We start from the raw sequence: 16975 nt of genomic DNA, 5'->3' as shown, positions 1-16975 counted from the left end.
ACCGGAATTCAAAGCATAAGCCTCGCTGTAAAGCGAGGCTTTTTTATGGAATTAGCCTAGATGCCAAGGAGTGCCTGATGGACCCAGGATAGCTTTTTTATCAATTTTTCCTACTGCTGTTTTTGGCAGTGTCGAAACCAACAACAATTCATCGGGCATCTTGAATGTCGCTAGATTCTGTTGAAGTAGGAATTGTCTCAAATCTTGCAGTGTCAAAGACGCATCGCGTCCTACCGCTGCCACTCCTATTCGCTCACCTAGATGCGGATCAGGGACTGCAACAACCGCAACCTGAGCGATTTTAGGGTGAGCCAGCAATTGCTCTTCGATTTCGTCAGCAGCAATGCACTCACCTGCTCGATTAACGATATCTTTGATGCGGCCTGTGACAGAGAGGTATTGCTGGTCATTCATGCGTACTTTATCCCCGCTGCAATAGAAACCATCTTCCGTAAATGAGCGGGCATTGTGTTCAGGAGCACGATAGTAGCCACGGAGTGTGTAAGGGCCTCGGGTTAACAGTTCGCCCTCCTCTCCCAGTTCAACGTCCTTGCCGTCAGCGTCAACAACACGTACCTCGTCCCACTGGCTGACAGGCTTACCTTGCATTGAGGCAACAACCTCGGGTGTGTCGCTGAGACGGGTGCAGGCAATCAGGCCTTCCGCCATACCAAAGACTTGCTGCAAGACTCCCGGAAAGACTTTTTGCATTGCTATCGCGTCGCTATACGCAAGCTTAGAACCTCCCACCTGGATACGCCTGAGACTGGTCAAATCAGCTTCTTCCCATTGGGTCGCCTCGGTCCATAGTTGTGCCAGAGCGGGAACAAGAGCTGTTGCTGTCACACCGTACTGTTGGATAAGTTCAAAGCAGTGATCAGGGCTAGCCAACTGGGTAAAAATAACTTCACCGCCTGCTGACAAGGTGCCTAAAAACCCAGGGCAACCTAGGGTAAAATTATGAGCAGCAGGCAAAACGGCTAAGTAGATTTCTTTTTCTGTCACTTCACTCGCGCTGCAACAACAGCGAATATTGTAGAGGTAGTCGTTATGAGTTCTGGGAATCAACTTAGGCAGTCCGGTTGTGCCTCCGGAGACCAAAAATAAAGCGGTTTCTGCTGGATCAATTTTCGCAGGGACGAAGTTGGTAGCGGCTGAGCGAGGCAAAGCACAAGTTGGTGAGAATTGATTCACTAAGTAGAGTTTGAGAGCCGTCTGTTTGTTGAGATTCGCCATGATTTGCTCGCCAATCTGACCTTCTCCAACATAACCCTGAGCATTTGAGACACGCATGAAGTGCTCTATTTCAGCTAGGCCATGTGCGGGTAATGCCATGACCGGAATGAGCCCCGCACGCAGGAATCCGAAGAGCGTGACGGCGAACTCACAGGAGTTGGTCAGCTGCATCACGATACGATCACCCACTGCCCAGCCCTGAGATATTAACCCTTGAGCGATTTGGTCTGCCTCACTGATTAACTCCTCGTAAGTCAGAGACCGACTGTCATCTCTGACGGCGACTTGGTTGCGTGTATCTGCGCAGTGAGACCACAATAATTGCCATAGCGGTACTTGTTCCCAGAGGCCAGCTTGTTCGTACTCTTGCTTTTTTTCATAGCGATGAGGGATAACAGGCTCCATTTCCTTGAGAAGTGTCATGCTTTCACCTCTTCATTACGCTGAGCTGTCGGAGAAGGCTGGTCTTCCTCTGGTGCCTCAAAAATCAGGTGGTCGAGGACACAAGCCATTTTTTCGCACGTTTCTTCCCACTCTCTATCTGGGGTGGATAGGCTGATGACTCCAGCTCCGGCCTGTAGCATAGATACGGAGTGACGTTTGTAAGCTGCACGTAGCACCAACGCGGCGTCAAAGAACCCATCCTGATCGGCAATTAAGACACTGCCGCTGTACAAGCCACGCGCATTAGGTTCAAAGCGTGCGATGGCATCAATGGCTTCTCGTTTTGGGATTCCCGATGCTGTGATCGCCGGAAACAGGACTTTAAATGCATGCCATGCTGATTTTCCTTGTGCCAGTTGCCCAGTCACACGTGAAGCAAGATGCTGAACCGTGCCGCGTTCAGATACGTCCATAAACTCAGCGACATTAACTGTGCTTCGATCGCAAACCTGTTCAAGTTCCTCAACGGCCAATTTAACCGATGTGGCGTGTTCTGCAATTTCTTTTGGATCCGTCGTCAGCTCTCGTTTCAGTCTCTGTGCTTCCGCGGGATTGGTCGGCAGGAATCGAGTACCTGCTAAAGGCTGAGTGCTTAAATGACCAAGATTATCGACCTCCAATACGGTTTCAGGTGAAAACCCAAAGGCTTCAAGCTCACCTAGTTTCAGCATGAAAGATCGGGCTGGCGTGTTGTTACGACGTCCAGAGACAAAGCTGCGACGAATATCAATCGCTGCTGGCAGGGTGGCTGAGCGCGACAAGATGACTTTTTTATAGTCGTCCGCGACGATTTCTCTGACTGCTGAAGCGACCATGGTTTGATAGTCGTGCTGAATTTGCTGATGGTTGAGAATGTCAGCTTGAGTGAGTGGTGCCATTGGCTTGGGTAGGGATAGAGGCGTGGATGCTCGTGCTATCGCTTCATGAATCTCAGGTAATATTGAGTTATCGGTTGTGCGTACAGCGAGTTGATCATTCGAAATCCGAATATCATGTTGAGCAACAAATAGCTCAAGCAGAGTGCGATTTGCCTCTTTCTGAGCCAGATGATGGGCAAAGTGGCTGAACTCGAAATCGACTCGGCCAAATACACGCCAATCTTTCCAAGGTAAGGCTTGGGTAGCCTGATGAATGGTGTCACAAATCATGTCTTGTTCTGGCTGATGAACGTGACCAGAAAAGTCAGTGACCCTGCCTTGTGTATCGACGGTCAGTTGTATCAGTTTATTGATACCGATTGACCATTCTTTGTCGTGTTCATACACCACATAATCATGGCAAAACTCAGCGATACTGAGCTCAGTCGCTATGGCTAGAGGGTTACATTGATGTGGAATGATGTGGTTGTGATATTGAGTAATAGCAGGCTTAGCCATAATGATGTTCTCCAAATTCGTAATGAGATGCGTGAGGGGCATCATGAGCATGCGTAATCACGCTCTGAATAAACTGTGTTGGTTGAGCTGTAATGTAAAAATGATCACCGGGAAGACCCGATACGGAAGTCATTTCCGGGTATGTGTGCCAGTCTTGCCAAGCGGTCACTTCGCTAGACCATGCCTCAGGATCTTGCTCACCGAACAACAAAGTGCAGGGGGTGTACGCTAATTTAGGTGCGTTCCCCTGAGTCGTTAGATAGTTTTCTGTGGCTGAGAAATCTGCCCTGAGCATAGGTAAAAAGAGTGCCAGCAGTTCAGGGTGTTGTTTAAGCACAGGACTGCCGCTGCCAATTTCTATCAACTGTTCGACAAAGTCTTGGTCGTTAAGGTGGCTCAGTTTGCGCCTGCTTTCGAGATGAGGGGCATGACAACCTGATAAAACCAGCTGTGATACTGGTGTCGATGAGCCGTAATGGTCTTCGAAATGTTTGCACACTTCAAAGGCAACCTGTGCGCCCATACTGTGTCCACAAATACGCAAACGTGGCGTTTGGCTTTGTGGTGTCGAAGCCATACGTGCCATTAGTGCATCAAACACATCACAGGCGATCGCACCGATGCTAGAGAGGGCGCGTTCTTTCATCCGTTGATCGCGGCCAGGGTAGGTGGCCAGAAGGACCTGCGTATTATTGGGCAAGTCGTTTTCTTTCAAGGAGGCCCAACTGTTAAATGCGCTGTGACTGCCGCCAGCAAAGGGGCAGAGCACCCATAATTCATCAACAATCGTTCCTCGCTGACATAAGGTTTTGAAGGCTGGTGTGGTCATGCTTCACCTCCCGATGCGAAGTGAATGGTATCGGCTGGCTTTAAGTAGCACTCTCTAACAGGTCCACATAAGGTTAAGATCTCTTCCCATAGGCGAGCGACATTTTGTTGATGAGTGAAAGTCAACGAAGTGATATCGGGTTCCCCGTCAATTTGACGAGCGAACAGGCTCAGCGTTTTTTCTACGCCCTTTGGCCCCAGTGTTTCGAATGTATCGAGTCGTGAAGCACTCTGTTGGTAGAGCATCTGGGTCGCTGGAGCCTGAAGGTAATCACCTTCAGGTGTGCCTGCACGCTGATACAGGCTGAGATGATCGTTTTGGTGGTTGTTGGCATGGAGTACAGGTGTCCAGGTGACTGGGCCGTAGCTGTCTGCCAGTGAAAGGTAACCATTCTCCCAGCCAAGCATCATTCGATGCATAGCCAGGCTATGCATGTCAGGGTCGCGGGGATCCAGATAGTTTTGCAACTGCAATAAATAGTGACCGGATTTTGAACGCAAATTAATTACATCAAACTGAGGTTGTTTGCTCAGTAATTCAGGTGTTAACGCCTCTGCTTGAGCTCCAAAACTTTGCAGTAGCCAATCCAGTGTTGAGTACAAAAGCTGCCTGCTGGTGGTGATGTTACCGTAGCTCGGGCTTTTGCCTGTACTTTGTCTGAGATGATTGGCACTGGCTAACCAAGCTTGTCCTGCCGCCGAGGCGGCATAGAAAGAATTGACACAATAGTGTGCCTGATGCTGTGCAGCCTGACGTTGATGGCGCGTCATCTCCTGAATTGACACTGGGTGTTCCTGAATGACATTGATGCCACGTTCTAGCAGTTCTTCTACGATCAGGTTACCGCTGCCTCCGATAACGGAGGCTCGAACGACTACGCAGGCAATATCGATGTCTTGTGGCAAATCAGAAACGTTCTGATATAAAGGCACGCCGAACGCTTTAGCAAGGCTCTGTGAACGTGGGCTGCCCGTTGAAAGCAGACCTGCCAGTTGCAGATGTTCGGGGGGATCAATAAATGCATTGAGGTAAAGCTCTCCAAATTTGGCGCCAACAATGATGACTTTTTTTGTTTTATTCATTTTCTAGGGTTTCCGTAGTGGAAGATTGCGAACTCTGATTGCGCTTGAGAGTTCGGCGAAGTAAAGAAGCAAGCGTATTGGCCAACTCACTCACGTTAGGCTCTTGCAGCAAGGTATAGTGATCGCCATTCAGCTCATGAACGGTAAGGTCACACACATCTTTCCAGCCATGATGAGGGCAGCGCGCAATGTCAGGATCTTGATAACTCATGAAATCGAGATGGTTATTCTGCCCTGCGGCAATCAGGGTTGTGTTCACAGAGGTGAGTTCAGGCACGACATACGACAACATGGCGGACAGATTTCGGCGATAAACATCAAGTAATCGCTGCACGCTATCTGTCGTTACATCCTCAATTGCTGTGATATGGCCAAACGCTGAAGAAAGATGTGCACAGAGTGTGTCGTCGGTTGATAGATCTGGCGCCTCGGCCTGTGTAAGCTGCGGGAAACGGCCTATAACATCAGCATAAAAATGACGACGTACTTCTTCATCAGACATCACCTCTTTTCGAGGGGTTGGCTTGTAACTGTCGATTAAGATGCACTCTTCAACCTCCAGCTTTTTCTCTATCAACTGATGCGCCATCTCATAAGCGACGATGCCACCAAATGACCAGCCCGCCAGACGATAGGGTCCATGTGGTTGAATCTTTTGGATTTGGTTTAGATAGTGCTGTGCGAGTTGTTTCACGCCCAACTCATCGTGCTCGGATCCCGTGTTTGGGTAAGCCAATCCGTATAACGAAACGTGCTCTAATCGCTGGGCTAGAGGCTGGTAACTGAGTAGGTGTCCACCAATCGGATGTACGATAAACAGAGCTGGGTGTGCCTCATTGGCAGGGTTGAGTAACACAGGCTTAGAGCACTCATCCGTTGTCTGATGATCGATCAGCGACGCCAATCGCTCGATGGTGTCATGAGACTGCAAGTGCCCAGCGGTAAGCTGGCTTGCTAACTGTGTGTTGATTCGACTTATGACCCGCACAGCAGCTAGGGAATTTCCTCCCAGATCGAAGAAGCTTTGATTGGCTGGAATGGAAGGTTGCTGCAGACAGTCACGCCATATCTTTGCAATCTGTTCTTCTGTCTCCGTCATTGGAGGGCGCGAATTCGCGTTGATCTCAACGTCCGGAGTCGGCAGAGCTTTACGATCTACTTTTCCATTAGATGTCAGGGGAATAGCGTCAAGCGAGACTATTTGCACCGGGCACATATAAGTGGGCAGATTATTTCTCGTGTAGTCGAGTAAATGTGCCGCGTCTTGAGACTTGTGCTGTGTACTGACGATATATGCAACTAATCTCGCACCTACACCTTCAATCGCGACAGGCTGAACGATTACGTTTTGCAGGCGATCTTTCAACCCTCCATTCGGGCACTGGCGCAACGTATGTTCCACCTCACCAAGTTCAATCCGGTAACCGTTTATTTTGACCTGATGATCGTTCCGGCCTAAGAATTCGATGTTGCCATCGTCTTGGTAGCGCCCCAGATCGCCGGTTTTATACAATCTTTCGCCGGATTCTGGATGGATGATGAACGCGGCCTGCGTTTTCGCTTCGTCTTGCCAATAGCCAAGTGATAAGCCAGCACCACCGATATAAAGTTCACCAGAAACCCAGTTAGGGCAGGGCTTGAGTTCTCTGTCTAGGACGAAAAAGGCTTGATTAGTTAGCGCCTGCCCATAAGGGATACTAGTGCGATCCGAGTGACTCCCTTCGATGGGATAGGCAATTGACCAAATGGCTGCTTCTGTCGCACCGCCCAGACTGAGTAGCTTAGCGTTGGGTGCAAGGGTATTCAGCTGTTCAGGCAGGGACACAGGAATCCAGTCACCACTCATCATAATATGACGCAATGATGGAAGCACTGAAGATTGCGCTGCCAGCCCATCGGCTAATAGCTGAGCAAACGCCGGAACACTATTCCAGATTGTGACCTGTGCGCTTTCGGCTAGTTGAATTAGGGCATCAGGATCTTTGGCTGGTGATACCTCAGGTATCACAAGGCAAGCCCCGCAGTGAAGGGTTGAGAACAGATCAAACACCGACAGATCAAAATTGAGCGCGGAGATTGCCAGTACTTTGTCGTCACTATTGAGAGTGAGACGATTTTCTACGTCCACAAGCGTATTGATCACCGCTTGATGATCCATCATCACGCCTTTGGGCTGCCCGGTAGAGCCGGACGTAAAGATTACATAGGCTAGATCAGATGGTTTGAGCGCCTTAGGTTTGAATGTGTTGTTTTCCGTGTGGCTGATTGATGGGGTGAGGACACGATAAGGTTCCAGAGCGTCTGTTAACGCCTGTTGAGCAACAACGGTTGTGACTTGTCCCTGATTAAGCAATGCATGGATTCTTGCTTGAGGATAGTCGGCGTCTATAGGCAGGTAAGCTTTACCAGCCATCAAGATTCCTATCACTGCAACTACTTGTTCCCAACTTTTGTTCATCACAATGGCGACCAAAGGTGCATCATCGTCTTTGGCCGCAATGTCTGCCGCGAGTACACTCGCTGCATTCCAAACGTCTTGATACGTTAGGAAGAGTTCACCTTGTTGAATTGCGATTCTTTCCGGATATGCCTCGGTGCCCTGCTTGATCATTTCCAGTAAGGTCTGAGGTCTTGAACCGCTTGGCTCTTCGATGAGGTTAGGTTGAGTGTTTGGCTGATGCCCCCATTGATTGTCGGATAAGCTCAGAGTCAGTACATCATGCCAGTTGCTGCTCGTCAGCGATTCTACAGCCTTGATATAGGCATGGAACATAGCCTCGAAGACGCCTGACTTGAGGTGATCGTGTTGTACGGTCCATTTGATGTCTATGCCGCCGCAAGGTGAGGAAATTAACATCGCATCTAAGTAAACATGCGGCGTTTGCGCTCCGAAATCGCGAAGCGTTCCCATAGTCATAGAGCTCTGCTGGCCTACCGATACGGTATCGTTAAAGACCACTGGCATACCAGCGCTGAAGTTACGATTGAGCCTGTTCTTTTCGGTTAAGACGTCCTGACCGTCAAACTCGGCATGGGCAAGATCGTCTGACATTTGCTGTTGAACTTGCTGGATAAGAGCAAGTAAGGCTGGTTCCTCACTGATGTCTACTTCCAGCATGGATGTCGTCGATAGATTCCCCACCAAATTGGCTAAATCAGGTTCGTTAGCGGGTCTATTGCTGTGCAAGACATTTAACGAAAAGTGGTTTGTATCACTCCAACGACGCAACACGAGGCAGAACGTTGTTAGCATTGCCATAGAAGGTAACACATTGTGACCAAACGCCTGACGCTGAAGCAGGTTCCAGTTTTGTGCAGATACACGGTGCGTCAGCACGCGTTGATCCAAACTGTCACCTCTTGAATCCGCTAAGGGAAGTGCAGGAGCATCCGGCATAGTCGGCAAGCGATCGTTCCAGTATTGGCGAGCGGCTTGTTTCGAACCATTGGTACTTTGTTCTGCTTTGTTTTCCAGATACTGAGCGATGGTCATTAAGGGTTTGTCGAGAGCCACTGATGGGTTGTCGTATAAGTGTTGCCACTGCTGGAATAGCAGGTTGAGGCTTCTCCCGTCTGCCACGACCAAATCAACCACAAGGTGAAGCAGGTGAGTGTCTTGATCTGTTTTCACAATGCTGAGGTCGAACAAAGGCCAGCAATCCGTCGCTACCCCTTGCGCGGCAATGCGAGATCGTGCTTCGGTTAAATATTGTGCTTTGTCCGACTCAGCGCTCTGTGTCAGATCAACATAGTGAGGCTCATAATGGGGCACTTCTTGAAGAATGCAGTAATGCCCTTCATGGATTTCTCCACGCAACTGGTCATGGTGATTTATCAGTGTATTCCATGCGTCGACAAGTTTTGAGCGGTTCAGATCTTTAATTTCTAACTCAGCGTAAAAGTGCGCAATTCCCTGACCTAAAGAGAATAGGCTGCTCTCCCCCAGCCAATACGCGTTCTGCAACGGAGTCAATGGGTAGTCCCGATTAGCTTTCGGTGCATTGACCGTTGCTTCAGCATCCGGCTTGAATAAATGCTCACAGAATTGAGCGAAGACTGGCTGCTCAAAGATATGCTGCAGCGTCACCGCTGCAAATCCCGCCTGTTGCAGTTGAACGACCAGTTTGGTCGCCATCAGACTGTCGCCACCACACTGGAAAAAGTCTGTCTCCGAAGTGATGTCCTGGCTAAGGAGTGCCTGCCAGATTTGCTGAACCTTCTGTTCTTCAGGGTTAGGCTCGGGTGGCTCATTGCTCGCTTGCGGAGCGAACGTGCTGTCCAGCGCCTGAACGAATTGTTCGAGCGTTGGTTGTTCAAATATCTGCTGCAAGCTAGCGTGAGCGATCTCCTGTTTGTTGATTTCCACAATCATCTTAGTGGCCATTAAACTGTCGCCACCGCACTGGAAGAAGTCTGTCTGCGGAGTCACTTCCTGCCCGAGTAACAATGTCCATATTTGAGCGATGCGTGACATGAGCACATCTTGTATTGGCGTAGCCTGAGGTTCTACGACCACCTTTTGTGTTTCGTTTTCATCGTAGGACGGGTAAGCAGAAGGTTTTTCCGCTGGTGATTTACTCTGTGTCGTTCGTGCTAAGAGCAAATGTTGGCGCAACACTGATTGCTCAGAGTCCGGGAAACGACATTCGGTGATGAAACCTTGCTCGCCAAGTACTCGCTGCCAGTCACTGGCGTTGAGCATAGCGCTGCCTGTATGTTGACGGAAATCGGTAAAGGCGTTGATCCCTTCGATAAACCCAACAGTGGCGAGCTGCATCGGGCTGAATTGATCGGTGGCTTCGATCAGCAGTATATGTCCATTGGTCGCAAGTATGCCTTTAAGTCGTTCAAGCGTATCAGGTAGGTCCGTTGCATCATGAAGAACGTTGACTGCAATGATGACGTCGTAACCGCCTGTTACCTGCATTTCTGGTTCGATATCGAGGTTGATGTCTAACCATCCAAAATCAACTTGGTTGTATTGTGCTAAAGACTGCCTCGCCTCGTTCAAAAAAGCATGCGATACGTCAGTGAAGCGATAGTGCTCAATGTATCGGGCTGCATTGCTAAGAACAGCAGTAGACGTTGCTGCTGTACCTGCCCCCACTTCTAGGATTTTTAGTGGCGCTCCTTTTTCCTCTCCCAGAGCCGAAATGAGATTGGCAGCGCTTTGGTTGAGTATCCTTAGAGAAGGATTAGTTCTGTATAGCGCATCAGTGATCTGGTTATCTTTGAATAAGATCTCCAGTGCGGATTTTTGGTCACTCAATAACTCGTGGTGTGCTTGAAGGGACTCGTCGAGATATTGAGATAAACGCTGACACCAGTCGCTCTGTGGTAATTCACACTCTGGCACAACGGGCTCATCCCCTTGCCATTGATAGAGGCCATTGTATACATGGAGTAAGCCTTCCCTTACTAATTGATCCAGCCATAGTTGAACTAACTTATGATGCTTTGGTGCGGCGCGCAGTGTTTGTAAGATCTCAGAGTAGCTGAACAGTTGGTTCCGCTTGTTAAACAACTGATGTTGATGCAGGGTCGCCCACAGTCCGGTGAGTGCCTTATGTTCTAAGTATGACCAAGCACTGGTCACTTCATTTTCGACCGCTGAGCTAATCTCAGGAAGTGTCGCTGCGTATGATGTTGGTTCTGATTTCGATGCTGGTTTTGATTTCGATACTAGATTTGTACGTTCGAATTCAGTTGGCGCCTCTGCCATTTGACACAGCCACTGACCGTACAGCGTGAACATTTCATCCAGAACATCTGATGCGATCACGCCATCCATGCAGTACCAGTGATACTTTAGTTCGCCATCAACCTCCATGATTTGGTGATCCAGCCAGACTTGCGGTGTTTGGCTGAGTACATAAACTGGATCGCCGAGCAAGTGTGTCATTGCTTTTTCGATGTCCATTCCGTCCATCGACATACCCAACATGCTAGTAAACACGACGGGTGTCATAGGGAGCGATGCTTCCTGCTCCGTCATGTGCTTTTCGGCTTTGCGGTATTTTGCTAGCTCTCGCATCACTTCAACGCCATTGACTTGGCTGTGACTCAGACGGGTCCAAAGCGTTTCCTGAGTGCGAGAAAATTGATCTTTCAGGTTCAGATCTTGAGACCAATCAAAATCCATCAATAGAACAGATGTGAAATCACCAATTAAGTCTTGTACATCCTGATGAAACGGCTGTCTGTTGAAGAAGGTCATATTCAGCGTAAAAGCAAGGGATTCTGACCACTTGGCTAATATGTGAGAGAATAACGTCAGTAAGCCTGCAGACGGTGTGATACCGGCTTGTTGCCAGTGTGATTTCAGATTCGACCACTGGGCTTTTGGTAAGCTGCCTTTTCGAGTCACAAATTCGGGCTTGTACGAATCAGCCACATTACCTAGTGGTAGCTGAGGCGCTTTAGGTATTGATGGAATCAGCTCCATCCAGTAATTCCAGGAAGTCTGCCAGTCGGGCTGGCTTTTTAACGCCTGTTCATGAACCACATAGTCCCGGAAAGAAAGGGAAAGTGGAGGCAGATCTTCGCCGTGGTAAGCGCGATTTAGATCATCCATCATGATTTTGAAACTCTGGACATCAAACTGAAGCAAATCAAGATTCATATGAAGTCGATATTGGTGTTCAGTAAGGTTGCTGATACGCACATCAAACAAAGGCCACTGAGTTGCAGGACGGACTTGCTGGCTCATTGTCTGACGAGTTTCTGCTAATGCCTGTGTTTTGGCGTTGTCATCTAAACGAGATAGGTTCTGAGTGGAGAATGTGTAATTGGGAACGTCTTTTAAGATGACTTGTTCACCAGTGGGTAAGACGGACATTCTCAACATATCGTGGCGCTGTATCAGCGCATTCCACGCCGTTTCTAGCCGCTGAATATCAAACTGAGAGTGTGATAGATCCCACTCAAAAACGACGTTACATGCGATCCCCCCATAAGGGACCCAAGACTCGCGGCCTACCCAGTAGGCATGCTGGATGGGAGTCAGTGGGAACGGCAGATGCTGCTGATCCGGTTCGATTACAAAAGGCAGGGACTGCTGAGGCACTGCGTCATGACTTTTGGTATCAATTAATGCTTCCAGCCCCTGGATAGTCATTGCCTGATACGCCTCTTCAGCCGTTAGCTTAACGTTAAATTGCTTCTGTATCGCAGCATTGAGCTCCAGGAATTGTAACGAGTCCATACCTAGCTGCATAAGGTCCTGTTGAGGTTCCAGCAGGTAATTTTCAGCCAAGCCTAATTGGTATCGCACCCGATCCTGAAGCCACGAGTTTGTCGCTACCGTCTCAACGGCTAAAGCTGCACAAGCAGAAACGGTTGTCCCTTGTGAATCCATCGTAAAATATTTGGCAAATTGAGCGGAATTTGAGCTTATATTCATGGCAAAGGCATGCTCGCTCCCCATTAATAAGCTTTGACTTAGGTGCCAAAGGCCCTCGGCTGGAGACAGCGTATGCATTCCTTCCTGGCTAAGCTTGGCGACCAGTGCAGCGTCGCGGGTCATGCCGATGTGATCCCATGCCCCCCAAGCCAGACTCATGACACGACAGTGTCCATCGGCATGATGAGACTGAGCAAAACCGTCAAGAAATGCATTGGCGACAGCGTACAGCCCTTGTGCCGGAGCGCCGAGAGTGGCGACTGAAGAAAAGCCGATCAGGTAACCCGCCTGTCGAGCCTCTAACCAATGATAAAGTGTTTCGAAGGTCTCGGTTTTTACTCGGATTACCTGTTCTGCCGTCAGTGAATCCCACTGGTCGATCAGACCATGATGAGGATTACCAGCGGCATGAATGGCGCCTGCCACAACCCGCCTATCAGTCAGCTGGTTGAGAAGGTTAGCCAGCTCTCCACTCACGGTTAAATCGACCAAATGTGTTTCGATGTGACAGCCGAAGTTAGCCATTTGGGCACAAAATTCTGACCAGTCTGAGTGCTGGTTGCGGCCAATCGCTATGACATGCTTGACTCCGGAAGAGGCCAGCCAACGAATTACTAAGCGGCCAATTCCCCCCATCGCACCCGTCACGAGATGACTGCCATCGGCATTGAACCAAGACGCCGGAATTGAGTCGCCATTGGTTGGTGCATGCTCAAGTTGATAGGCCCAATATTGATTATCTCGATAGGCAAGATCGCCAGCCGAAGAAAATGGTGCATGAGCTAGTGCTTGTGCAACTTCTTCCGCGCAACTATCTGGTGTATCCAGAACGAAAAAGCGTTTGTTGGGATATTCTGCACGCGCAACGCGTATCAGAGACAACAAGGCAGTTGCATTAGGCTCTGTGATGTCGTTAGTAGCGACTTTCATTGCACCACAAGTCAGTATCCACAAGTTATCAGGGCTATTGCCTAAGAGTTGAGCAAGCTGTGTGACCGCTTCTGATAATGACGTCGAAGGTAAGGCAAGTATGCCCTGATCTGTTGCCGTCTTATGGATTGTTCCTCGTAGATTGAATGCCGATGCCACTTGTTCAGCGGTGATCGGATTGAGCTGTTGGTTTGCTTCAACAGGACTAGCTTGCCAGTGATAACGATTGTGTGGTGAAGGGAGCAGCTCCGCTGGGTCATCTTTTTTGCTTGCCTGAGGCTCAAATCGGGCAAGCCATTCCCAGTGCCCTTTAGGGGCTTGTGCTCGCAAGTCATAAACATCTTGTCCCCACATTTTGCTTAGTCGGTTGATGGCGACTCTCGACACATCTTTGAGCCCATATTTAGACGACACCGATAGATCGCTATCTTTGAAACCGCTTGGCAGGAACTGTGAACATTGGTGGTGAATGGCCGCACGTAAATCAGAGTGTTCAGCCACTGTTGACCAGTCTTGATAGATGAGGCTTGAGTGCGTGTTTTGCCAAGTTACCTCTGCATCATGGCATGGGCTGACTGGCGCTGAACTGTCGTCATCCAGCAATGGTGCCAATTGCTTGCGCAGACTTTCTGCATGGTCGAGCTGGCGCATTAATTCTGGTAGGGCTTGCCCTAAAGCTAACAGGTGTGTACAGGAATGCTGGACACTGACCAAGTCCTGATTACCTGTGTCGGACAACCAGTGTTGAGCAATAACGTTGGCACTTGGCAGTATGGATTCAGACGGCACCCACTGCTTGTCTTGTTTGTGGTAGTACCCTTGTGTCACCAAGAGATCTAATAGCGCCTTGATATGATGTCGATGGCGAGGAAGTATTCTTCCGCCTCGAATAATTTCGATAAGGCTGAAGGAGTCGCGTTTGGTGCAGGTTTTCAGGAAGTCTTTTATGATTGCGCAGCGCAGTGTTAACGGTTCCAGAGGGTATGTCGTGACGGTTTCTGGACTGATTAATGGCTGCTGTTTGTTGTCTTTGTGAGAATCGACCCAGTATCTTTGTTCGTCAAAGACATATAGAGGCAATTCACATAGTCTTCCGACATTGTCGAAGACGTCCTTCCAAGGGGCATCTACGCCGAGTGTAAAGAGTTCGCTCAAAACATTCTTATCGTCAGCGTGGAGCCAGAACGACGCTGAAGTCCAGGTTTCACGACGGCCAATGGACGTAAGGTGAGGCTTAGGGCCGATTTCCATAAAAGCATGACAATCTAATGCAAGCGCCTGCTCGATGGCTGGTTGAAACTGAACCGATTCTCGAACATGACGTGTCCAATAGTCGGCGTTAAGTTCGCTCATTGAGCGGATAACTTGGCCTGTTACGCCTGAAATCAGCGAAATTTTTCCTTGAGTCGGAGTCAGGTGTTCAGTGAAGTTGGCGTAGGACGACAACATCGAATCGAGATGCCTTGAATGTGCAGCGCAAGGGACCTCTAATTGACGATATGGAATGTCGGCAGCGTCGAGTTCTTTACTCGCCTGTTCAACCTTCTCAATATCTCCCGAATAGACCCAATGTGCAGCACCGTTATGGGCCGCTCGATCCAGTTCCGCCAGAGATGGGATGGTGTTCAGCTGTCCAAATGGCGCGAAAGCCGCGAGCATGGCGCCGTCTTGATTTTGAGTACATTGATGCATTCGCTGGCCGCGTTCGATGACCAGCTCAATTGCCTGTTGGTGGCTCAAATATCCCGCAATGACGCACGCTGAGATCTCACCGACAGAGTGGCCTAAAACAACGTCTGGAGTGATTCCCCTCGACTGCCAGTGAGCCGCTAACGCCAGCTCAAAGGCGACAATTGCTACCTGAGCGCCATCGGTGCGAGAAAGCAGGTGTGTGCCTGAGCCAAACATGATCTCAGTCAGAGGTGCTTCAAGCTTGCCTTTTGTGTAGGACTGGCTGAGATCGATACTGTGTCGGAAAGCCTCACTGGTTTGGTACCAAGTTTCACCCATCCCTGCAAACTGACTGCCTTGCCCTGTAAATGTCCATGCCAGCTTAGTGCGCGACTGGACATGGCCTGTTCGCACCTGATGGGACGCTTCGCCGGATTCAGCAAATGCACGGAGTGCCGATTCTGCTTGAGTGGTATTAATGATGGCCAATCGATGCGGCAAATCTAATGAACGAGAGCGCAAGGTTGAGTAAGCAACGTCGGCAGAATTAGGGTGTTGCTCCAAGTGCTCGGAGTAACGACGAGCGATTTCACGAAGAGACTTAGGAGAATTGGCAGATAGGAGCAGGGGAATATCTGTGTTCTCTGCTGTGAGTGGCTGAAAAGTATTGTTTTGCTCTGGCGAAGATTGCACCAGCATATGACAGTTAGTGCCTCCGATGCCAAATGAAGAGACAGCGGCGGTACGGATGGAATTCCGCCAGTCCAGTGTTTGTGTTGCCAAGTCAAAGCCGGAACCATCTAAGCGAAGTTCAGGATTGGGTTGGGCAATATTCAATGACATTGGGATCTTTTTTCGTGATACCGACAATACTGTTTTAATCAGTGAGGCAATACCCGCTGCGGTATCTAAATGTCCAAGTCCACTTTTGACTGAACCCAAGTGGCATACTGGCGCGCCAGAACTGCGTGAGTACGCATTTTTAATGGCGGTGACTTCGATAGGGTCGCCGAGTTTGGTACCGGTTCCGTGAGTCTCAATCATCTCCACTTCATCGGGTTGGACGTCTGCGAGGTGAAGTGCATCTGCCAGAACCTGAGATTGGCCATTCACTGATGGGGCGGTGAAGCCAACTTTATCCTGGCCATCATTGTTGATGGCACTGCCACGCAGAACTGCGAGGATGTTATCACCGGCTTCAATGGCATCATCTAGTCGCTTCAATACGACACTGCCAACGCCATGTCCACCAAAAGTACCGTTGGCCTGTTGATCAAAGGGGCGGCATAAGCCATCAGGCGAGAAAATCATGCCAGGCTGATATTCATAACCTGAAATTTGTGGGAACGATACAGCTACGCCACCCGCGATAGCCATATCGCACTCACCAGACCTTAGACTTTCACAAGCAAGGTGCGCTGCAACCAATGAGCTGGAGCAGGCGGTTTGAACAGTAAAAGCCGGGCCCGTGAAGTTGAATTTATGTGCGACTCGGGTCGCGAGATAATCTTTGTCATTGCCTAATAACGCCTGTAGCCCTTTTACTTGCCCAACCTGAGTGACATCGAATGCTTCAAAGGAAGGGTAGGTACTGGTTCTTACTGCGCCGAAGACGCCCGTTCTTGATGGCGCTTGCGTTGGGGCATAACCTGCGTGTTCTAGCGCGTGCCATACATTTTGTAAGAAAAGGCGTTGCTGTGGATCGATAGAGGTTGCCTCAGCAGGCGAATAGCCGAAAAGAGCGGCATCGAAGTACTCGGGTTTATCAATAACGGCTCCGCTTGGAACAAAGTGCTCTCTCTGACAAACGTTGGCATCGACCCCCGCTGCTTGTAACTCTTGAGCACTGAAGAAAGATTGACCAGAAAGACCATTAGTCAGGTTGTGCCAAAAAGCGTCTATGTTTGGAGCTTTGGGGAACCGACACGCCATTCCGATGACCGCAATCGGGTCACAATTGTCATATAAGTGATTGTTGTCCATGGTTATCCTCTAATTTCGAGAT

5 protein-coding genes are annotated in these 16975 nt (G+C 49.4%); all 5 read right to left on the bottom strand.

The genetic code is table 11. The annotated features are described in order from the left end of the window. Positions 1-51: 51 nt before the first annotated feature. From VIC_RS18720 to VIC_RS18700, 5 genes are read right to left on the bottom strand one after another with little or no spacing between them, the layout of a single operon-like run. Entirely contained in the window at positions 52-1659 is a 1608-nt protein-coding gene (locus VIC_RS18720; protein ID WP_006961737.1) for a (2,3-dihydroxybenzoyl)adenylate synthase, read from the bottom strand. Beyond that, entirely contained in the window at positions 1656-3056 is a 1401-nt protein-coding gene (locus VIC_RS18715; RefSeq protein ID WP_006961721.1) for a salicylate synthase, read from the bottom strand. The genes VIC_RS18720 and VIC_RS18715 overlap by 4 nt, the downstream gene beginning before the upstream one ends. Then, on the bottom strand, positions 3049-3885 hold the full coding sequence (locus VIC_RS18710; protein ID WP_006961720.1) for a thioesterase II family protein: 837 nt from the start codon (positions 3883-3885) through the stop codon (positions 3049-3051). Before VIC_RS18710 ends, VIC_RS18715 begins: the two co-directional genes overlap by 8 nt. Next, positions 3882-4967, bottom strand: a complete 1086-nt coding sequence (locus tag VIC_RS18705) for a thiazolinyl imide reductase (RefSeq protein ID WP_006961719.1) — start codon at positions 4965-4967, stop codon at positions 3882-3884. The genes VIC_RS18710 and VIC_RS18705 overlap by 4 nt, the downstream gene beginning before the upstream one ends. Then, entirely contained in the window at positions 4960-16953 is an 11994-nt protein-coding gene (locus VIC_RS18700) for a hybrid non-ribosomal peptide synthetase/type I polyketide synthase (RefSeq protein WP_006961718.1), read from the bottom strand. Before VIC_RS18700 ends, VIC_RS18705 begins: the two co-directional genes overlap by 8 nt. Between the last annotated feature and the right edge of the window lie 22 nt (positions 16954-16975).

Source organism: Vibrio coralliilyticus ATCC BAA-450 (genome assembly GCF_000176135.1).
Taxonomy (GTDB): Bacteria; Pseudomonadota; Gammaproteobacteria; order Enterobacterales; family Vibrionaceae; genus Vibrio; species Vibrio coralliilyticus.
This window is presented reverse-complemented; position numbering and strand designations above follow the sequence as displayed.